The organism is Nonlabens sp. (assembly GCF_039941875.1).
Taxonomy (GTDB): Bacteria; Bacteroidota; Bacteroidia; order Flavobacteriales; family Flavobacteriaceae; genus Nonlabens.
Genome location: NZ_JBDVDQ010000013.1, coordinates 37,983 through 58,052, shown reverse-complemented (window position 1 = coordinate 58,052; position 20,070 = coordinate 37,983). Strand labels below are relative to the sequence as shown.

19 protein-coding genes are annotated in these 20,070 nt (G+C 34.9%); 15 read left to right on the top strand and 4 right to left on the bottom strand.

Annotated elements, in window-relative coordinates:
• Positions 1 to 25: 25 nt before the first annotated feature.
• The gene (locus ABJF08_RS07465; protein ID WP_348115479.1) at positions 26 to 607 is read left to right on the top strand and encodes a ribonuclease HII; all 582 of its coding nucleotides are present in this window, start codon (positions 26 to 28) and stop codon (positions 605 to 607) included.
• Between the two features lie 88 nt (positions 608 to 695).
• Positions 696 to 3,128, top strand: coding sequence for a hypothetical protein (locus ABJF08_RS07460; RefSeq protein WP_348115478.1), 2,433 nt, complete (start codon positions 696 to 698; stop codon positions 3,126 to 3,128).
• Positions 3,129 to 3,139: 11 nt separating this feature from the next.
• Here the strand turns inward: ABJF08_RS07460 and ABJF08_RS07455 are convergent, their stop codons facing one another.
• A complete protein-coding gene (locus ABJF08_RS07455; protein ID WP_348115477.1) occupies positions 3,140 to 4,228 on the bottom strand; it encodes a DNA topoisomerase IB in 1,089 nt (362 codons plus the stop codon).
• 189 nt (positions 4,229 to 4,417) lie between these two features.
• Between ABJF08_RS07455 and guaB the strand changes: the two genes are divergently transcribed.
• From guaB to ABJF08_RS07400, 11 genes are all read left to right on the top strand, one after another.
• Positions 4,418 to 5,890 carry an IMP dehydrogenase gene (gene guaB, locus ABJF08_RS07450; protein ID WP_348115475.1) on the top strand — a complete coding sequence of 491 codons (1,473 nt, stop codon included), beginning with the start codon at positions 4,418 to 4,420 and terminating at the stop codon, positions 5,888 to 5,890.
• A 3-nt stretch (positions 5,891 to 5,893) separates the two neighbouring features.
• A complete protein-coding gene (locus ABJF08_RS07445; RefSeq protein WP_348115474.1) occupies positions 5,894 to 6,508 on the top strand; it encodes a fumarylacetoacetate hydrolase family protein in 615 nt (204 codons plus the stop codon).
• Positions 6,505 to 6,840, top strand: a complete 336-nt coding sequence (locus ABJF08_RS07440; RefSeq protein WP_348115473.1) for an Hpt domain-containing protein — start codon at positions 6,505 to 6,507, stop codon at positions 6,838 to 6,840. The genes ABJF08_RS07445 and ABJF08_RS07440 overlap by 4 nt, the downstream gene beginning before the upstream one ends.
• Positions 6,841 to 8,097, top strand: a complete 1,257-nt coding sequence (locus ABJF08_RS07435; protein WP_348115472.1) for a CinA family nicotinamide mononucleotide deamidase-related protein — start codon at positions 6,841 to 6,843, stop codon at positions 8,095 to 8,097. It abuts the gene before it with no gap.
• A gap of 59 nt (positions 8,098 to 8,156) precedes the next feature.
• A complete protein-coding gene (gene rpmB / locus ABJF08_RS07430; RefSeq protein WP_104515551.1) occupies positions 8,157 to 8,396 on the top strand; it encodes a 50S ribosomal protein L28 in 240 nt (79 codons plus the stop codon).
• Positions 8,397 to 8,416: 20 nt separating this feature from the next.
• Positions 8,417 to 8,602 (top strand): 50S ribosomal protein L33, encoded by a 186-nt coding sequence (gene rpmG, locus ABJF08_RS07425; RefSeq protein ID WP_015362874.1) that lies wholly within the window; start codon positions 8,417 to 8,419, stop codon positions 8,600 to 8,602.
• A gap of 8 nt (positions 8,603 to 8,610) precedes the next feature.
• Entirely contained in the window at positions 8,611 to 8,763 is a 153-nt protein-coding gene (locus ABJF08_RS07420; RefSeq protein WP_348115471.1) for a DUF4295 domain-containing protein, read from the top strand.
• Between the two features lie 603 nt (positions 8,764 to 9,366).
• Positions 9,367 to 10,320: a signal recognition particle-docking protein FtsY gene (ftsY, locus tag ABJF08_RS07415; protein ID WP_348115470.1), complete on the top strand. Its 954-nt coding sequence runs from the start codon at positions 9,367 to 9,369 to the stop codon at positions 10,318 to 10,320.
• An 81-nt stretch (positions 10,321 to 10,401) separates the two neighbouring features.
• Positions 10,402 to 12,000: an amidase family protein gene (locus ABJF08_RS07410; protein WP_348115469.1), complete on the top strand. Its 1,599-nt coding sequence runs from the start codon at positions 10,402 to 10,404 to the stop codon at positions 11,998 to 12,000.
• 36 nt (positions 12,001 to 12,036) lie between these two features.
• Positions 12,037 to 12,375, top strand: coding sequence for a hypothetical protein (locus tag ABJF08_RS07405; RefSeq protein ID WP_348115468.1), 339 nt, complete (start codon positions 12,037 to 12,039; stop codon positions 12,373 to 12,375).
• 11 nt (positions 12,376 to 12,386) lie between these two features.
• Positions 12,387 to 12,998, top strand: a complete 612-nt coding sequence (locus ABJF08_RS07400; RefSeq protein ID WP_348115466.1) for a DUF1684 domain-containing protein — start codon at positions 12,387 to 12,389, stop codon at positions 12,996 to 12,998.
• Between the two features lie 21 nt (positions 12,999 to 13,019).
• Here the strand turns inward: ABJF08_RS07400 and ABJF08_RS07395 are convergent, their stop codons facing one another.
• Both ABJF08_RS07395 and ABJF08_RS07390 read right to left on the bottom strand, forming a co-directional pair.
• Positions 13,020 to 13,886: a carboxypeptidase-like regulatory domain-containing protein gene (locus ABJF08_RS07395; RefSeq protein ID WP_348115465.1), complete on the bottom strand. Its 867-nt coding sequence runs from the start codon at positions 13,884 to 13,886 to the stop codon at positions 13,020 to 13,022.
• 129 nt (positions 13,887 to 14,015) lie between these two features.
• Positions 14,016 to 15,194: a hypothetical protein gene (locus ABJF08_RS07390; protein ID WP_348115464.1), complete on the bottom strand. Its 1,179-nt coding sequence runs from the start codon at positions 15,192 to 15,194 to the stop codon at positions 14,016 to 14,018.
• Positions 15,195 to 15,456: 262 nt separating this feature from the next.
• Between ABJF08_RS07390 and rimO the strand changes: the two genes are divergently transcribed.
• Complete coding sequence (gene rimO / locus ABJF08_RS07385; RefSeq protein ID WP_348115463.1) at positions 15,457 to 16,767, top strand: 30S ribosomal protein S12 methylthiotransferase RimO; 1,311 nt, start codon at positions 15,457 to 15,459, stop codon at positions 16,765 to 16,767.
• A gap of 317 nt (positions 16,768 to 17,084) precedes the next feature.
• Here rimO and ABJF08_RS07380 read toward each other — a convergent pair whose 3' ends face one another.
• Entirely contained in the window at positions 17,085 to 18,968 is a 1,884-nt protein-coding gene (locus ABJF08_RS07380; RefSeq protein ID WP_348115462.1) for an ABC-F family ATP-binding cassette domain-containing protein, read from the bottom strand.
• Between the two features lie 292 nt (positions 18,969 to 19,260).
• Between ABJF08_RS07380 and ABJF08_RS07375 the strand changes: the two genes are divergently transcribed.
• On the top strand, positions 19,261 to 20,070 hold the full coding sequence (locus tag ABJF08_RS07375) for a polysaccharide biosynthesis/export family protein (protein WP_348115461.1): 810 nt from the start codon (positions 19,261 to 19,263) through the stop codon (positions 20,068 to 20,070).

The following is a 20,070-nucleotide window of genomic DNA, read 5'->3' as shown; positions in this document are numbered from 1 at the left end:
CTCGTGCTATTATGTACTTTTGAAAATGCTTTTAAATCAAATACATAATGGGATCATAGAATGTGGTACCGACGAGGCTGGTCGTGGGTGTCTTTCTGGTCCAGTAACGGCTGCTGCTGTAATATTACCGCTAGATTTTGAATCTGATCTTTTAGATGATAGTAAGAAGCTTTCGCGAAAGCGTAGGTATGAATTAAGGTCTTTAATAGAAGAACAAGCTCTGGATTACCATGTATCTCATGTAATGATGGGTGAAATAGATCAAATTAATATTTTGCAAGCCAGTCTTCTTGCTATGCATAATGCTATAGATGGACTTAAATTAAGACCAGAACATATTGCTGTAGATGGAAATAAATTTAATCCGTATCCAAATGTGGCGTCTACTACGGTGATTAAAGGTGATGGTAAGTATTTGCATATCGCTGCCGCATCTATTCTTGCCAAAACATATAGAGATGATTATATGGCTGCGATAGCTCTAGAGCATCCAGAGTATGGCTGGGAACAGAATCAAGGTTACCCCACTAAAAAACATAGAGCTGCCATTAAAAAATATGGTGTAACACCATATCACCGTATGAGTTTTAAATTACTGCCAGATTAATTTAAATTAGATATATAAGTTGTTCTTAAATATATGGTTTAGAAGTAATTTCATTTTTATTTTTGTCCATCCTAATCAATTCTATTTTATGCGCCAGCTTCTAGTATTCATAATTATTATCTTAACAATTACCGGCTGTAAAGAAGATCAGGTTATTAATCATGATCTTATAAATCGCATTCCTACCGACTCTAAAATTATTGTGCATACTGATAATCTTGAAGATTTAGATCAGTTTTTTAATGCTAATGCATTGTACCAAGAACTTTCGAATCTTTCTCGAATAAAGGAATTAAAAGACGCGGCATCATTTTTAAAATACTATGATCTTGAAGATGATTCTTTAATAGCTCTAAGTATGCAGGGTAAAAATGAAGTAGTGATTACACTTATTACGGCACCTGTTGAGCAAGTAAAAGATTCTACTAGTGTGACTTCATTGATCAATTATAATGATGAAGAGATTATTAAAACACAAAAACCTGATGGTGCTTATTTTGCTATAAACCATAAGGGTATGCATCTGGCTAGTTCTTCTCAATTGGTTATAGAAAGTTTAATAAGAAGAAATGTAGATGATTACGTTTTTGACGACGGATTCAAGAAAATTTATAAGAGAACTAAAAGTGGTAATACCTTTTTTGTAAAAGCCACAGAAAAGAAATGGCTAGAACAATTTTTGTTAGGTAAAAATATAAATGACAACGGTAATCATGCGCAATGGTATCAACTAGAGGTACAACCTAATGATGTTGCCTTGCAGTTAGACGGTGTGATAACCTACCGCGATAGTGTAAGAATGGATCATGATTTGTATAATAATATTCAATCTACCGAAAATCGAATACAAGAAATCGTACCAGTAAGTTTGCGTAGATTAAAATCAGTTACTTATAAAAAGCCGTCGCAGTTAGTAGATAATCTGAGAAGATTTCATAGCAATGACGTAAAGGTGGGCAGTCAGCTTATGGAGATTTTGGAAAATACTCAAGAAATGAGTGAGGTGTATTTAGAGAAATCTAGTGCGTTAGTTTTTACTCTAAAACCATATGAGGCCATCTTTATGAATCTGGATAGTCTTTCTACTGCAAAGTTTACTTATAGAGATCAAGTGGTTTATGAACTGACTAACCCTGTAAAAACAGCTGCGATACAGCCGCTGATAATGTCCAAAGAATATAAATATGTTACGGTTATAGAAGAGCATCTTATATTTTCTAACAGCTCCACAACACCTGAGGAGTTTATATCTAACTTTCAGAATAAAACCGTGCTTGCAGAGCAATCGTGGTGGAAAAAAACGAGCGGATCTTTAAGTTCTAGTAGTAGTTTACTCAAAATAACCAGCCTTAAGGAATTCAAAGAAATCGCATCAAAAAGCAGTAAAGGAGATCTTAAAATTATTCAGAAGTTGGATGAAGACGATTATCCACTTATGATTAGTCAGTATGTTCATGAAGATGAGTATGCTCATTACCATATGGTTATTCCTGTTGTGAATTCTAATGACCTAGAGCAACAAGTTAGTCAGGTAGGTACTTATAAGTCGCCTAAGAAAATCATTGCTGGGCCATTCTTATTTCCTAATCATTTGAATAAGAAGCATGATGTAGCGTTTCAGGATGAAGATTTTACTTTACATCTATTATCAGATACAGGTGTTAAAAGGTGGAGTAAAAAATTAGATGGTCGTATTCTAGGTAATATAGAAGTAACAGATGCTTATAAAAATGGTCGTAAACAGATGGTGTTTGCAACCAGTAGTTCGGTATATTTTCTAGATAGAAATGGAAAAGATGTTAATGCATATCCTAAAAGGTTCAAAGACGCTATTACACAACCTTTAAGTGTCTTTGATTATGACAGTAAAAGAGATTATCGTTTTCTGGTAACTCAAGGAGAAGAACTGGTAATGTTAGATAGAGATGGTAAAACGGTGACTGGTTTTAAGTACAAAAAAGGAGCTGTTATAAAAACTCAACCTAAGCATATACGTGTTGGGAAGAAAGATTACATCAGCTTTGCTAAAGCTGATAACTCTATAGCTTTGTTAAATAGAACCGGTGGAGTGCGTACTAAAGTTAAAGAAAAAGTGAAGCTAACTTCTCCAATATTCTTGCATAGAAACAAAGCTATTGCTCTAACAGAGAACGGTAAATTAATGGAGTTAGATCCTGTTAAAGGAGTTCTTAAATACACAGGTTCTTATCGTAAAGACTCAAGGCTAGATGCTACGAGTTCTATTAAATTGATACAGGACAATAATAATCTTACCATAAATAATAAAAAAGTAAAGTTGCCATACGGTACGTATCTGACGGCACAAGTAGAACATTTATCTAGTGGTGACTTTATCCATGTAGTAGAAACCGGAGAGCATAGAGTGTATATTTTTGATAAAGATGGAGAGGTGCTTCCTTCATTACCGGTATATGGAAAATCGCAAAGTTCTGTCGCGCAATCTAAAAATAGATACCTGACTACTTTAGATGGGGATGATGTTATTATCTATAAATGGTAAGCAACTTTAAATTATTCTTGGGTTAGAGCAAATTTTATTTCAAATTGATCTATTATTTCTTGAACACATTTTTCTGAAGCGCTAAAATAAGCATCGTCTTTATATGACTTTATTTTATCTCTGTAATCAGTAAATTGATCAGTGCCATAAATGCTTGAGATTTGAGGATGAACATAATACTGTCTACACACAGCTCTTGTGTTTCCTAATGCCGCTGCTGCTGCGTCATAACCTTGTAAAATGTTTTTATCACGTTCTTTTTCAGATTTAGGTAGGGGCAATTCTATCATTTTTTCAAAGAATTCTCTTGAGGCTCCCCAAGTTCTAAAATCTTTTGCACTGAATATTTCTCCAGCAATTTCGTGCATATAATCGTTAATCATACCGCTGTCTATGGAGTAGTGTTTGCCGTCGGTATCATAGTATTTGAATAATTCCCAACCTGGGATTTCTTCACACTGGTGTATCAATTCTATTAACTCTGGGTCTTCTATGGTGGAATTTTGTTGAACACCTTTCTTACCAGTAAAAGAAAATTGGATGCCAGCATCGGTCTCATCTACGTGCTTGGTCCTTAAAGTAGAAAGTCCGTAAGTTTTGTTCTTATCTGTATAATATTGGTTGCCTACCCTTATGTAGGTTAAATCCATAATAGATAGTACTAAGGCAAGACACTTCTCTCTAGGCATTCCTTTTAGATCTAGGTCTTTTTGTAATTTTTTTCTGATTTTGGGTAACGCTTTCGCGAAAGCGGACATTTTAAAAAACTTAGTCTGATTACGTAATAAGGTCCATATATCGTGATATAAATAGACTTTTCTACCCTTATCATCCCTTCCTACTACTTGTAAATGACCGTTAGGGATTTTGCTAATGCGTACCTCTTGCCATGCCGGTGGTATAACGAGAGATTTAATTCTTTTCAATTGATCTGTGTCGTTCAGTCTTTCTTTGTTGTCTATTAAGTAAGTGAAGCCTTTTCCATACTTTTTACGGTGTATGGAAAGGTGTTGGTCTTGAATGTAAACTAGATCTGCGAGATGTGCAGCTGCTTCTGGTTGTGTAAGGCATTCTTTTATTTGCTTTGAGGTCAGTGTCATACTCAAATTTAAATAAGAACTCTTTTTGTATGACCTAATAAATAGGTAATTGGCTATAATTTAAGTTCTGTGTTTATTAAATAAATATGTTTTAAAGGTTAAAGTTCAACATATGGTGTTATTAATATAAAATTACCTATTACGGCAGCAATTAAAAAGTTACCTTTGTGTGCAATAAAAATTTATTGCATGATCTCCCACGATTCCAAGTTCTTAGGTGAAGGTTTAACCTATGATGACGTACTTCTAGTACCAGCATATAGCGAGGTGCTTCCTAGAGAAGTGAGTATTAAAACTAAATTTACAAGAAACATAACGCTTAATGCTCCGGTAATATCGGCAGCTATGGATACTGTTACTGAAAGTCGTATGGCTATTGCTATGGCTCAAGAAGGAGGTATAGGTATTTTGCATAAAAACATGACTATCGATGCGCAAGCTCAAAAGGTACGTCGTGTAAAACGAGCAGAGAGCGGTATGATTATCGATCCAGTTACTCTTACAGAGCAGGCTACCATAGGTGATGCTAAAGCTAGTATGAGAGAACATGGTATAGGTGGTATACCTATTATCGATGAGCAAGGATTTATAAAAGGTATTATTACTAATCGTGATTTACGTTTTGAAAAAGACAATGATAGATCAGTAAAAGAAGTGATGACTTCAGAAAACCTAGTTACTGCAAAGACTGGAACGTCTTTACAAGAGGCTGAGGTTATTCTACAAGAACATAAAATAGAAAAACTGTTAGTCGTAGATGACGCTGGTAAATTAGAAGGTTTAATCACTTTTAGAGATATTACTAAGCTTACTTTACAGCCTAATGCGAGTAAGGACGAGTTCGGTCGTTTGCGTGTGGCAGCAGCTATAGGTGTGACAGGTGATGCATTAGAAAGAGCAGCTGCGCTAGTTGCTGCTGGAGTAGATGCTGTTGTTATTGATACAGCTCATGGACATACTAAAGGTGTGGTAGATGTTTTAAAAATAGTTAAAGCAAAATTCCCTCAACTAGAAGTAGTAGTGGGTAATGTAGCTACATCTGAGGCAGCAAAATACCTAGCAGACGCTGGTGCAGATGCTGTAAAAGTAGGAATAGGTCCTGGATCTATCTGTACTACTCGTGTAGTTGCTGGAGTAGGTTTCCCGCAATTAAGTGCGATCATGGAAGCAGCTCACGCTTTAAAAGGGACTGGTGTTCCTGTTATTGCAGACGGTGGTATACGCTACACAGGTGATATTCCTAAAGCGATAGCAGCAGGAGCAGACTGTGTTATGTTAGGTTCTATGCTAGCTGGTACGACAGAGTCTCCTGGAGAAACTATTATTTATGACGGTCGTAAATTTAAATCTTACCGTGGTATGGGATCTGTAGAGGCGATGCAACACGGTTCTAAAGATCGTTATTTCCAGGATGTAGAAGATGATATTAAAAAACTAGTGCCAGAAGGTATCGTTGGACGTGTTCCTTATAAAGGAGATTTAGTAGAAAGCATGACGCAATTCATAGGTGGTTTAAGAGCTGGTATGGGTTATTGTGGTGCAAAGGATATTGAGTCTTTAAAAGCATCTGGTCGTTTTGTTAAAATTACTTCGGCAGGAATGATGGAAAGTCACCCACACGATGTTACTATTACAAAAGAGGCACCTAATTATAGTAGATAATATATGAAGATTATATGCATAGGTCGTAATTATACAGATCATATAGAAGAGCTAGCAAATGAGCGTCCAGAAGAACCTGTGGTGTTTTTAAAGCCAGACACATCTATATTGTTACACAAGCAACCATTTTTTATACCGCCATGGACAGATGATGTTCACCATGAGGTAGAGATAATTGTAAAGATCAATCGCATAGGGAAGCACATAGATCAAAAATTTGCTCATAAATACTATGAAGAAATAGGTTTAGGAATAGATTTTACAGCTAGAGATGTGCAGCAAAAACTTAAAGGAAAGGGATTGCCTTGGGAAAAAGCAAAAGCTTTTGACGGTGCAGCGGTAGTCTCCAGAGAGTTTGTGAACAAAAAAGAGCTTCCAGAAATGGATGATCTCGATTTTCAATTGTTTAAAAATGGACAGTTGCAACAAGATGGAAATTCTTCTCATATGTTGTGGAAAATAGACGAAATTATTGCTTACGTATCTCAATATTTCACACTTAAAATAGGTGATTTAATCTTTACAGGGACGCCAGCAGGTGTTTCAAAAGTGAGGGAAAATGATGTCTTAAAAGGCGTTCTTCACGGTAAAGAAATGTTTGATATTAAAGTGAAATGAAAAAAGTATCCTACGACTTAACAAACGTTAGAGCCATGTCAGATAATGACAGTGACTTTGTTAATCTTATGGTACATACATTTATAAAAGATATACCTCGCGATCTAGAGCGTCTTGCAGTAGCTGTAGGCGATCTAGATCGTGATAAGGTACATCGTTATGCACACAGGATAAAACCGACTCTAGAGTTATTCGGTATAGAGTCCTTTAAACATGCTGCTGCCTTAGAGTTATGGGGTAAAAGCGATGTAGAAAAAAATATTAAAGAAGATTTCCTACGTCTTAATCAAGATTTAAGTGAAGTATTAATTCAGCTCAAAAGAGATTTCTAAATGAAAGCGACTATTATAACTATAGGTGATGAGATTCTCATCGGCCAGATTGTGGATACTAATTCAGAATGGATGGCTCAAGAACTCAATAAAATAGGAGTAGATGTATATGAGATTATTTCTATAAGTGATGATAGAGAGCATATTTTGTCCGCTTTCGCGAAAGCGGAATCGCAATCAGACATAGTGCTCATGACTGGTGGTTTAGGACCTACTAAAGACGATATAACTAAGAAAACAATCTGTGAGTATACAAGTGATACTCTTGTTCTTAATCAAGACGTGCTGGATCATGTGACGCAATTATTTGCTAAATATGTAAAAGATGCCATGGTAGATATGAATAAAGATCAGGCTCTTGTACCATCTCGAGCTCAGATTATTAAGAATGATTTTGGTACAGCACCAGGAATGTGGTTTGAGAATAACGGCGTTATATTTATATCTATGCCAGGAGTGCCTTTTGAGATGAAGGAGATCATGTCGTCAGGTGTTTTGCCTAGATTAAAAGCAATGCCTGGATTACCATTTATACATCACAGGACTATTTTAACTGCTGGGCAGGGAGAAAGTACCATAGCCACGAGATTAGAAAATTGGGAAAATAATTTACCAGCATCTATCAGATTAGCTTATTTACCTAGTTTAGGTACAGTACGTTTAAGGCTGAGTAGTAAGGGAATGGATAAAGATCAGATTCTAACAAGTGTAGATGAGCAAATAAAAGAATTGTACTTACTTATTCCAGATATTATTGTGGGAGAAAGTAATGAAGAAGGTCTAGTAGATCAGGTAAGTCGTTTATTTAAAGAACAGAATAAAAGTCTAGCTACTGCAGAGAGTTGTACCGGTGGAAAAATCGCAAATTTAATCACCGAAATTCCAGGAGCATCACAATTCTTTAAAGGAAGCACGATAACCTATGCTACAGCGTCCAAAGTAGACATCTTAGGCATCGACGAGGTTTTAATAGATAAATACTCGGTAGTGAGTCATGAAGTTGCAGAGGCGATGGCTGTGGCTGCAAAGAAAAAATTTGAATCAGATTATGCTATTGCGACCACAGGTAATGCAGGTCCTTCAAAAGGTGATAGCGATGCGCCTGTAGGGACGGTATACATCGGTATAGCTACAGAAGATGAGAGTTTTGCATTAAAATTCATGATGGGGAATCATCGAGAAAGAGTGATTCAGAAGACCGTAAATAAGGCATTTGAATTGCTTCAAAAAGAATTATTGAAAAAGGGTGGTCAATAGACTTGTGAGATCGAATAATATATCGTTATTTTGCATTCCGATTTTAAACAACAATAATCATGTCTCGAGTTTGTGAACTTACTGGTAAAAGAGCGATGACTGGGAACAACGTTTCTCACGCTATGAATAAAACTAAGCGTAGATTCAACGTTAACCTTTTCAAGAAGAAATTCTATCTACCTGAAGAAGATAAGTGGATCACTTTAAAAGTGTCTACTAGAGCAATAAAAAACATCAACAAGAAAGGAATTACTCAAGTAATTAAAGAAGCCCGTGCTAAGGGTCTTTATACTAAGTAGTTTTATAAAAGTTATATAAGATGGCAAAAAGTAAAGGAAATAGAATTCAAGTGATTCTACAATGTACAGAGCACAAAGAATCTGGTATGCCAGGTATGTCTCGTTACATCACGACAAAGAATAAGAAGAACACGCCAGATCGTCTTGAACTTAAAAAATTCAATCCGGTTTTAAAGCGTATGACTGTTCATAAAGAAATTAAATAATTTAAGACATGGCAAAGAAATCCATCGCATCCCTGCAAACGGGAAATGTAAGATTAACAAAGGCAATCAAAATGGTGAAATCTCCTAAAACAGGAGCTTACACATTTGTAAGTGCTATTATAGCGCCAGATTTAGTAAACGATTTCTTGAATAAGAAATAAGTTGGTTATTAAAACGTAAAAACGTCTTGCTGAAAAGTAAGACGTTTTTTTATGTCCATTTTTAATCTATTGTCAGTTCATGTTATGGAAGTCTCGTATAGAGATGGTACTTGACTTATAAGATACTTTTCTAATGAAGGAAATGTATTTTACCATCTGGTAGATGTACTTTATTTTCAATTAACGATTTGAGTACACTCTTTCTCTCTTAATAGAACGAATACTCATTTTATGTTTTTAGCTTATTGTTAGATCTTAAAATAATTTTTTAAGATCTGTATTCCAGCGTAGTGTTTTAATACTAATTCCATCATTACCTATTGATATTAATTCATGTTTTGAATAGTTCAATACTTATTTCAAAAGAGCTAGTTGTTTCTTTTTAACTATTTCACTGCCTATATTTTAACTTTTGTGAATATTTTTATTAGTGCGCTATTGTGAAATAAGGACAAATCCTCTTTTCTAAGTTTAATTTACACATCGGCGTAGGGTTTTTACGCTATAAATGAAGCATTCATTTGCTTATAACCATCCTTTAATCATATCGATGGTCGTTATTGTGATTAACTTTCCTATTTTTGTATCACTTTTAAACAAACCATGAGTTTTTTCAAAAAAATATTTTCTAAAGAAAAAAAAGAAACCCTAGACAAAGGGCTGGAAAAGTCTAAAACCAGCTTTTTTGATAAACTAGGTAAAGCCGTAGCTGGAAAGTCTACTGTAGATACAGATGTTCTTGATGATCTCGAGGATGTATTGATCTCTAGTGATGTAGGAGTAGCGACTACGGTAAAAATAATCGACCGTATAGAGGCACGCGTAGCAAAGGATAAGTATTTAGGTACGTCAGAGCTGGATAAGATTTTACGTGAAGAGATCGCAGGATTAATGAGTGAGGTAAATCATGGCGATGCTACAGAATTTACTATTCCAGAAACCGACGGTCCTTATGTAATCATGATAGTAGGTGTTAATGGTGTAGGTAAGACTACTACCATAGGTAAACTCGCATATCAACTTAAAAAAGCTGGTAAAAAAGTGGTGCTAGGTGCCGGAGATACTTTTAGAGCTGCAGCAGTTGATCAGCTGGATATATGGGCACAACGTGTAGGTGTAGAAATCGTAAAGCAAGATATGGGTAGTGACCCTGCTAGTGTTGCTTTTGATACTTTACAAAGCGCCGTAGCTCAAAATGCAGATGTTGTTCTTCTAGATACCGCAGGTCGTTTACATAACAAAATCAACTTGATGAACGAGCTTTCTAAAGTAAAGCGAGTGATGCAAAAAATAATACCTAATGCGCCACATGACGTCATGTTAGTGTTAGATGGTTCTACCGGACAAAATGCTTTTGAGCAAGCAAAACAGTTCACAGCAACTACTGAGGTAAGTAGTCTAGCGGTTACAAAACTGGATGGTACTGCAAAGGGTGGTGTGGTGATCGGTATTTCTGACCAGTTTCAAATTCCTGTACGCTATATAGGTGTAGGTGAAGGTGTAGAAGATTTACAAGTTTTTAATAAAGTAGAATTTGTAGATAGTTTCTTCAATTAGAATACATTAAAACATATATTAGAACTCTCGCAGATAGTTAATCATATTTGCGAGAGTTTTATTTTTATACAAACTTATCAAATGAGAAAGATTTTATTTTTTTTACCACTGCTTTTTTTAGCATGTAAATCTTCAGATACTGGTGTTAAGTCTTCAAGTAAAGACTTCAGAGAGTTCAAAGTAATAGATTCTAAGTACTTAGTTAAAGATCAGATTTTTGGCGATTTGTTAGATGAGGTGATCAGCTTTCGCGAAAGCGGAAACTTAAAAGATTTAATTCTAGAAAAGAGCATTCCAGAGATTCAAGAGGCTATCGCTAGTGGGCAACTTTCTTATCGTGATCTAACTCTTTTTTATCTGAAAAGAATTTATAAGTACGATAGAGAAAATTCCAAATCACTAAATGCTGTGATAAGTATCAATCCTAATGTATTACAGCAAGCTGAAGCAGCTGACCAAGATCTTGCTTTTTTAAAAGAGGATGGTGCTGATATCACATATCACACCTTAAGAGGAATGCCTATATTACTTAAGGATAATATAAATACGGTAGATATGCCTACTACGGCTGGTGCAGCTGTGTTGATAGATAATCAGACTCCTCAAAATGCCAAAATAGTCAATAACTTGAGACAAGAAGGAGCGGTAATTTTAGGTAAAGCAAATTTAAGTGAGTGGGCTTACTTTTTCTGTGGGGACTGTCCTAGTGGATATAGCGCAGTGGGTGGACAGACTTTAAACCCATATGGAAGAAGATCGCTAGATACTGGCGGTTCTAGTAGTGGTAGTGGTGTTGCTGTTGCGGCTAATTTTGCTGTTGCTGCGATAGGAACAGAGACTTCTGGGTCGATATTATCGCCATCTTCTCAAAATAGTGTGGTGGGTTATAAACCGTCTACAGGAACTTTTAGCGGTTCTGGAATAGTGCCTATTTCTAGTTATTTAGATACAGCTGGGCCTATGACTAAAAGTGTTATGGATAACGCCATCTTATCTCAGGCTTTAGGTGTGCCTTTTGAATTAATAGAAAGATCTGGTGCTAATAATTTTGAAAGCGCTGGAGTAAAAGGTGTGCGTTTTGGAGTATGGACTTCTTTTAAAGAAAACCCTTTATATGCACAGGCATTGTTAGATCTAGAAAAAGCTGGTGCAGTGCTTATAGAGTTAGATGATACAAGACCACAATTAGAGGGTTTTTTAAAATTGCTTAATGCCGATATGAAGAGAGATCTTCCTGCTTATTTTGCAGGTCAGTCCAATTCAAAGTATCGCGGTTGGGATGTGAAAACGGTTATGGATCTCAATAAAAAAGATTCTATAAATTCTATGCCTTATGGACAAAGTCTATTTAAAGGTATTATGGACGAGCCTAGTATTACTGATGCAGAGTTTTGGGAGTTTAAGACTGCAATGACCGCTGGAGCTCAAGAGTATTTTGATAAGCTGATCAAGACCCATGATTTAAGTGGTTTTGTATCTGTAAATAATTACACTGCAGGTGCAGCTGCCGTTGCTTTTTTTCCTGCAATGACAGTTCCTATGGGTTATGACGACAAAGGAGAACCTTATGGACTTACTTTTATAGCACCTAATGAAGAAGATAGATTGCTTTTTAACTGGGCTGCAGCTTATGAAAAGATGACTAAACATAGAACAGCGCCTCAAGATTATAAAAACTAAGACCTACCTTTTAAGAATTTATAACTCGTATAGAAATTGGAAGAAACAAGACCGCCTATATTGAATAATAAGAGTATCGCAACGATAACTAAAGTGATTGCCATTTATGCAGCATTTTATTTATGTGTTGTGATCGTACAAATTTTCACTAATCCGCTGTGGGATAATCCACTTGCTCCATCCAATGCTTACTATCCACTTTATTTAATGGCGGCTATTCATTTGATAGTATTGATATTAACTGGTGCCAGCGTTTTATTTAAAAACTACCATTGGGTAGTAACAATAATTGCTGCATTAATCGTCACACTGTCTCGATTTTATTATAATGAAATAGCAGAGTATATCTGGAGTATAAGTGCGGTACCTTTTTAATAAAGAATTTTATGAAAATCATCTTCAGCTTAGTATTACTAGTTTTCAGTATAGGATTATCGGCGCAGGATTATGAGCAAGAATCATTAGACTACCGCAAGAATTTATCTGCCGAATATAAGTCTGGAGAGAATAATGTGTTAACAGCCAAAGAAAGAAAAACCTTTGGTTATTTGAATTTCTATGATTTTGATCCTGAATTTGTTGTTGAGGCTCGATTTGAAAAAATAAATAATACAGAAGAGGTGAAGCTAGCAACATCTACTTCTCGCGTTGCTTCTTATGTAAAGTATGGCTATTTACACTTCACCCTAAAAGGTAAGAAATGTAAATTACTAGTTTTATCTAGTCCTAGTTTAAAAGATGATCCCGAGTATTACAATTATTTATCGGTGTTTTTTACAGATAAGACTAACGATAAAGGTTCTTATGTCGTTGGGCGCTATATGGAATTGAGATCGCCATTAGGTGAAAAAGTAGTTCTTAATTTTAATAATACATTCAATCCTTATTGTGCTTATAGTAATCGGTTTTCATGCCCGATTCCTTCTGCAGAGAATTATTTACCGCTAGAAGTAACGGCAGGTGTTAAAAAAGGTTTTAAGAGTTTTAGGAGGTTTTAGATTTAAGAGTATAACAATTTCTTACCAATAACCCCAACTGCGAGAGATTCCGATACTTATTTCTTCATAATTATTTATGTGTTGGTATTTAAAACTAGCAACCCAGTTATACTTAATTAAGTAATCAATTTTTAGACTTGCTTCGTTTATACCATCCCAGTAATTATATTCCGTATTTAAATAGAAGCCGTTTGCAATTCTTTTTCTTAACTGAAACCCTAAGCCAAAATTATTTTGATCAACTACATGATTTTGAAAATTTAATTGTCCCACGATTATCCTAATGTGTTGAAAAGGATTTCTGGTTCGTCCGATTTTTTTCGCTAAAAACAGCTGGTTCTTTTTAAAATTGCTTGATTCGAAGTCGACTTGTTGGTGCGTAAATCCAGCAATTAAATACAAACCTTTAATTCTAAGAGGTTTTTCAATTTGAAAGTTAAACTTTTTATTTTCTCTAAAATTAGAACTTAGAAAAGTACTCACCTCAAAGTCATATGGATAATCAAACTTTTTCATAACTCCTATCCCGTAAGTCTGATAATTAATTCCGTATTCAGTTTTTATTTCAAACCTTTTTTCATAAAAGTGAGTAATAGTTACAAAGTGGATTAATTCTGATTCTAGTTCAACGTTAATAACGTTTTGATCTCCTATAGTTATTTCTTGAGAATCATATCCAGTATAAGAAAATACTAAAGTATCTGTACTCTTAGCTTCAATAAAATAATTACCATCAAAGTCAGTTATAGAATAAATCTTACTTCCTTTTACTGTAACTATCGCTCCTAAAAGACCACCATCAGCATCACTAACAGTTCCAGTAATTATTCTTTGTGAGAAGCAAAAACTGGTAATTAAAAGGATTAAAAGTATGAATAGAATTTTCATAAAAGAGAATAAATCATTTAAGATACTTATTAATTTTAAGCCATCAAGATAATTTGAGTTCAGCTCAAAAAAAACGTATCATAGGTTTCTCCTACCTTGATACGTTTTTAATGAAGTCTTAATTAGTTATTAAAATAATTTATAACCTACCCCTATACTTAGTCTGTTGATTTTTGCTTCAGTGACTTGTAGGTTTTGACCATTAAAATATGTTGCAGATAGATCTGTGAGATAACTATATTCTACTGTAGCTGTGATGTTTTTAAACGCGGTAATTTTAAAACCTAAGTTGATAGCAGTAGGATCCTTGATAAAATTATTAGAATCATAAAAGGTAGTGCCATCTTCAAATATCGCAGCAATTCTGTTGTCAGATGTTAAATAAAGTGACTCATAGCTCAAATAAGGTGATAAGCTGAATCGATCAAAATGAATATTATATTGTACACCTAGATTAAATGACCAGTAATTAAATTCTATAGGGTTAACGGCATCTCTACGTTGTATATCTGATTCAGGAAAAACAACAGAATTGCCCTGATCATCTATTGAAGTGTAATAGTTTAACCCTCCAAATGCAGTGACTCTATTTTGTACTTTATCGATGTTGTAATTTATATTTAGGCCTATTTTAATATTAGAGCTGTTGATCCTCTCATGAGTAATACTTGTAGATTTAAGAGAGATGTTATTGTTTACATAATTACCTAATATTGATATGTTGATAGGTTTAACCCTATTTTCTAGTGTTAACTCATTTCCATTAGGGTTATAATCAGTATAGTATTCCACTAGATCATCTTGATCGTACGAAATTCTTGAAAAATCAACAGCGATTAAATTAGATGGGTTAAAGTTGTTGAAAAGCCATTCTTTATAGATAATCGAATTGATATCTTTAGACTTCCTTTTCTCTAGTAACGTATAGTTTCCATTTTTTTTATCAACGTAATAGTTATTTTCCTCTAATCGAAGAAGGTATAAGCTGTTATCGCCTTCAACTAGTTTTTTTAAAATTAACTTATCTGTACTTTTAAGTTCTTTGATTACTGTTGTCTCCAGAAATAATTGATCATTATGAGACACTATTTTAGTAAAATCATTTGCAGTGATAATTATTTTACTTTCATCACTTTCTTGTTGGTAAATATTTAATTCTCCGTTAGAATCAATTACATATTCTTTATTCTTAAAGTATACAGTCTCTTTGGATCCATCGTTTTTAGTTAAAGTTCCTGGGTAGAATGTAGATTGTGAAAAGGATAAAAAGCTGATCATTAACAATGTTAACAATAATAAATTTTTCATAATAATTTTGATTGGGTTGGCTGCTAATATATCACCTGCTAGTACGTTGGTTTTAAATTTTAATATTTATTTAAGATTTAAGTATTGCTCTCATAATTTTATGGGACTAGAAATAAGGATGTGTTCTAGAGCTGTTTGTTTGTCATTTTAATATTTGTCATTATCATAAATGCGTTTAAAAGTTCCGCTTTCGCGAAAGCGAGATAAAAACAACCATTAACCGTACATAGTAGTGGGCTAAGTCGTAAATTTGCAGCCGCTTATGAGAACAAAAACAAGAAAAAAGAATAAGATCAACGTAATAACTTTAGGTTGCTCTAAGAATGTGTACGATAGTGAGGTGCTGATGGGCCAGTTAAAGGCTAGCGGTAAGGATGTTGTACATGAAGAAGAAGGTAATATAGTCGTGATTAATACTTGCGGTTTTATTGATAATGCAAAAGAGGAGTCGGTAAATACGATTTTAGACTTTGTAGAACGTAAGCAAAATGGAGAGGTAGATCAGGTTTTTGTTTCTGGATGTCTGTCTGAACGTTATAAACCAGATCTTCAAAATGAAATTCCAGATGTGGACCAGTATTTTGGGACTACAGAATTACCATCTCTATTAAAGGCACTGGGTGCAGACTATAAGCACGAGCTGATAGGTGAACGTGTTACTACGACACCTAAAAACTATGCATATTTTAAAATAGCCGAAGGTTGTGATAGACCTTGCTCTTTCTGCGCGATTCCTTTAATGCGTGGTGGACATAAAAGTACGCCTATAGAAGATCTAATTACTGAGGCTGAAAAGCTTGCGGCAAAGGGTGTAAAAGAATTAATTCTTATCGCTCAAGATCTTACGTATTATGGTCTTGATTTATATAAAGAAAGAAGACTGGCCGAGTTATTACGAGAGCTAGCAAAAGTAGAAGGAATAGAGTGGATACGTATGCATTATGCATTTCCTACAGGTTTCCCGCTAGATGTTCTAGATGTAATGAAAAGCGAGCCTAAGGTGTGTTTTTACCTAGACATTCCTTTACAGCACATTTCTACACCGGTTCTTAAATCGATGCGTCGAGGTACTACGTTTGAGAAAACTAATGCGCTTTTAGAGAAATTTAGAACTTTAGTTCCAGAAATGGCAATACGTACGACTCTCATCGTAGGTTACCCTGGCGAGACAGAAGAGGATTTTGAGATCTTAAAGCAATGGGTAAAAGACCAGCGTTTTGAACGTATGGGATGTTTTACGTATTCTCATGAAGAAGACACGCATGCTTACAAGTTAGATGACGATGTTCCTGCAGAGGTAAAGCAAGAGCGTGCTAATCAAATTATGGAGATACAGTCTCAAATCTCATGGGAGCTGAATCAGCAGAAGATAGGTAAAGAATTTAGAGTCATGATAGATCGCAAGCGTGGTAATCACTTTGTAGGTCGTACAGAATTTGATAGTCCTGATGTGGATAATGAGGTGCTTATCGATGCAGAGAATCATTATTTATCAGTAGGTTCTTTTGTGAATGTAAAAATCACTGAGGCCGAAGATTTTGATCTTTTTGCTGTACCAGTAGAAGAAAAATAGATTTATAGCACATCTTTAAATATTAAATAATTTATATCAAAAAAGGAACAGGATTTATTCTGTTCCTTTTTTTTTTGTGAATTGTTTCCGCACCCTTTGGCGTTTGGGAACTAAAAAAAAAGTAAAAGTTTTGCATTGGGAAAACGGAGAAAAGAAAATAACGGAACGCTTCCTATTTCCGCACCCTTTAGGGTTGGGGAACGGAAACGGGAAACAACTTAAAAGTTTTGAGTAAGCAAACAGAAACCGTATGAAACAAAAAAAACCTTCCTGTTTTAAAAGGAAGGTTTTAAATCTAAGATATGATATAAAATAAGTTAGTTATTAGCAATTTGCTCACTTAGTTCTAACCATTCCATTTCTAATTCCTCTTGCTGTGCTTTAGTCTTCTCTAGTTGTATAGAGTTTTCAGTCATTTGATCTGCATGAATGTCTGGATCGAGGAAACTGTCTTGTAATTTTTTCTTTAGTTCTTCCAGTTGCTTGATTTTATTCTCCATTCTAGAAAGCATTTTTTGTTGCTCTCTAGTTGGTCCAGAAGTAGGTGCAACCGGAGTAGGTTCTGCTTTTTTAACGACTACAGGTTTTTCTTCTTCGGCATCTTTATCTAGAGCGATGTCTGTATTACCTACATAAGCTCTAAAATCACTGTAGTTACCAGGGAAGTCTGTGATGTTTCCAGACTGATTAAATACAAATAAGTGATCTACTATTTTATCCATAAAATAACGGTCGTGACTTACTACTATAATACAACCAGGGAAATCCATTAAAAAATTCTCTAGTACGTTAAGTGTAGGTATGTCTAGATCATTTGTAGGTTCATCTAGAATTAAGAAGTTAGGGTTTTGAATAAGTACGGTACATAAGTACAGTCTCTTACGTTCACCACCACTTAGTTTTTCTACAAAATCATGTTTTTTCTTATTATCAAACATAAAACGCTCCAGTAATTGGCTCGCACTGATTATTTTTCCTTTATTTAAAGGGATGTACTCACCGTATTCTTTAACGACATCTATGACTTTTTGACCAGGTTTTACTTCAATACCACCTTGAGTGTAATATCCTATTTTAACTGTTTCTCCTACAACTACTTTACCAGTATCTGGAGTAAGTGCACCAGTAACCATGTTTAAGAACGTAGATTTTCCAGTACCATTTTTACCTATAATTCCTAGACGTTCTCCACGTAAGAAATTATAAGAAAAATCCTTAATCAAATGTTTATCACCGAACGATTTACTCAGTTTGTGTAATTCCACAACCTTTGTTCCCATACGTTGCATATTAATCTCTAGTTCTACCTGATGATCTTTACGACGGTTATGAGCGGCTTCTTTAATTACATAGAAGTCGTCTATACGAGATTTTGATTTAGTACGACGCGCTTTAGGCTGGCGACGCATCCAGGTCAATTCTTTTTTATAGAGTTGCTGTGCTTTTTCTTGATTAGTTTGAGCTATTTCTAAACGTTCTTGCTTTTTCTCAACGTAGTAAGAGTAGTTTCCTTTGTATGTGTATAGTTGACCTTGATCTAATTCTATAATTTCATTACACACACGATCTAAGAAATAACGGTCGTGTGTTACCATAAGTATGGTGTAGTCTTCTTGTTTAAAGTAGGCTTCTAGCCACTCGATCATTTCTAGGTCCAGGTGGTTAGTAGGTTCATCCATTATTAAAAGCTGTGGATCTGAGAGTAAAGCCATAGCCATGGCGATACGTTTTTTCTGTCCACCACTTAATTTACCTACTTTTTGCGATAGGTCATCTAGTTTTAATTTAGAAAGAATCTGACGGTACTTAGTTTCAAAATCCCAAGCGTTTGCCGCGTCCATAGCATCCAGCGCTTTCTGCATCATGTCAGCATCGTCAGGATTTGCCATCGAGTGCTCATAATCTGCTATGATTTTCATGGTAGGTACATCGCTATCTAGAATGACTTCTTCAATAGTCATCTCTGGATTAAGATTAGGTTCTTGCGATAAGAACGCCATTCTTAGATCTGTTCTATAAGCTACATTACCACTGTCAGGTTCTTCAGCACGAGTGATTATGTTAAGTAAAGTAGATTTACCATAGCCGTTTTTTGCTACAAAGCCTATCTTCTGTCCTTGATTGATACCTAGTGATATGTCTTTAAAAAGAACTTTATCGGCAAATGCTCTGGAAACGTTTTCTACAGTTATATAATTCATGGTAATCCTACTTAAATTAAGAAATGCAATATTACGGTGTTAAGTGTTAGCATAGTGTGGTCATCCCATAAAATTTGACGTCTCTTGAGAAGGTATAGATATTTTATGGTTGTTCAAATTTGTAAGAGATCGGTAGTGTGGCCTCGATTGTTTTGTATTTGTTTCGCTTTCGCGAAAGCGAGATTATCATACATCTTTTAACATATGTATCGATTATATACTAATGAATGGAATCAAAAAGAGATTTTTACTTCAATAATTCTATATTTGCAGCTTACTTTATTTTCTATACATGAGAAAGCTGTTAGGCGTTTTGGTACTTTTTTTATTGTTAATAGCGAATTCTTGCGTACCTACATCTAAGATTACTTATTTACAAGAGTCTAATAAAACTGCAAATGATTCTTTGATCGTTATTAGAAAAATACAACCTCCTTATCGATTACAAATTAACGACATACTTTCTATTCAAATTAAAGCACCTATCGATCCAGATCTAGTAAAGATGTTTAATGTAGAAAGTGATGAAGGTAATACAAGATCTACTCAAGGTGCTGGTTTATACTTCACTGGTTATACGGTAGATCAACATGGAGATATACGTGTGCCGCAATTAGGTAAGATAAAAGCGATAGGCATGACGGTAGAAGAGTTGCGTGAATTGATAGAAAAAAGACTACTGACTGAATATTTTAAAGAAAATGCCAATCTATTTGTTACCGTAAAATTAGACGGCTTGCGATATACTATGGTAGGCGAGGTTAATGGAACAGGGCAGAAAACAATTTTTAGAGAACAGGTAAGTATTATAGAGGCTATTGCAGACGGTGGTGGTGTGCCTATTACGGGCGATCTAACCGCTGTGAAAATTGTTAGACAATATCCAGATGGCGTGAAAACGCACGAGCTAGATTTAACTAGTATAGACGTTGTGTACTCTCCTTATTATTACATACAACCTAATGATATGATTGTGGTTAATCCTTTACCGCAAAAATCGCTAGGTACAGGTACAACTGGTTTGTCTTCCTTTACGACTATATTATCTGTCTTTACAGCTTTAGTAGGAACTGTTTTACTGATTAACAATATCTCTAATTAA

What these genes read in the sequence shown, in the direction of transcription:
- ABJF08_RS07465 (WP_348115479.1), top strand. Translation starts at nt 26, where the DNA reads ATGCTTTTAAATCAAATACATAATGGGATCATAGAATGTGGTACCGAC.
- ABJF08_RS07460 (WP_348115478.1), top strand. Translation starts at nt 696, where the DNA reads ATGCGCCAGCTTCTAGTATTCATAATTATTATCTTAACAATTACCGGC.
- ABJF08_RS07455 (WP_348115477.1), bottom strand. Translation starts at nt 4,228, where the DNA reads ATGACACTGACCTCAAAGCAAATAAAAGAATGCCTTACACAACCAGAA.
- guaB (WP_348115475.1), top strand. Translation starts at nt 4,418, where the DNA reads ATGATCTCCCACGATTCCAAGTTCTTAGGTGAAGGTTTAACCTATGAT.
- ABJF08_RS07445 (WP_348115474.1), top strand. Translation starts at nt 5,894, where the DNA reads ATGAAGATTATATGCATAGGTCGTAATTATACAGATCATATAGAAGAG.
- ABJF08_RS07440 (WP_348115473.1), top strand. Translation starts at nt 6,505, where the DNA reads ATGAAAAAAGTATCCTACGACTTAACAAACGTTAGAGCCATGTCAGAT.
- ABJF08_RS07435 (WP_348115472.1), top strand. Translation starts at nt 6,841, where the DNA reads ATGAAAGCGACTATTATAACTATAGGTGATGAGATTCTCATCGGCCAG.
- rpmB (WP_104515551.1), top strand. Translation starts at nt 8,157, where the DNA reads ATGTCTCGAGTTTGTGAACTTACTGGTAAAAGAGCGATGACTGGGAAC.
- rpmG (WP_015362874.1), top strand. Translation starts at nt 8,417, where the DNA reads ATGGCAAAAAGTAAAGGAAATAGAATTCAAGTGATTCTACAATGTACA.
- ABJF08_RS07420 (WP_348115471.1), top strand. Translation starts at nt 8,611, where the DNA reads ATGGCAAAGAAATCCATCGCATCCCTGCAAACGGGAAATGTAAGATTA.
- ftsY (WP_348115470.1), top strand. Translation starts at nt 9,367, where the DNA reads ATGAGTTTTTTCAAAAAAATATTTTCTAAAGAAAAAAAAGAAACCCTA.
- ABJF08_RS07410 (WP_348115469.1), top strand. Translation starts at nt 10,402, where the DNA reads ATGAGAAAGATTTTATTTTTTTTACCACTGCTTTTTTTAGCATGTAAA.
- ABJF08_RS07400 (WP_348115466.1), top strand. Translation starts at nt 12,387, where the DNA reads ATGAAAATCATCTTCAGCTTAGTATTACTAGTTTTCAGTATAGGATTA.
- ABJF08_RS07395 (WP_348115465.1), bottom strand. Translation starts at nt 13,886, where the DNA reads ATGAAAATTCTATTCATACTTTTAATCCTTTTAATTACCAGTTTTTGC.
- ABJF08_RS07390 (WP_348115464.1), bottom strand. Translation starts at nt 15,194, where the DNA reads ATGAAAAATTTATTATTGTTAACATTGTTAATGATCAGCTTTTTATCC.
- rimO (WP_348115463.1), top strand. Translation starts at nt 15,457, where the DNA reads ATGAGAACAAAAACAAGAAAAAAGAATAAGATCAACGTAATAACTTTA.
- ABJF08_RS07380 (WP_348115462.1), bottom strand. Translation starts at nt 18,968, where the DNA reads ATGAATTATATAACTGTAGAAAACGTTTCCAGAGCATTTGCCGATAAA.
- ABJF08_RS07375 (WP_348115461.1), top strand. Translation starts at nt 19,261, where the DNA reads ATGAGAAAGCTGTTAGGCGTTTTGGTACTTTTTTTATTGTTAATAGCG.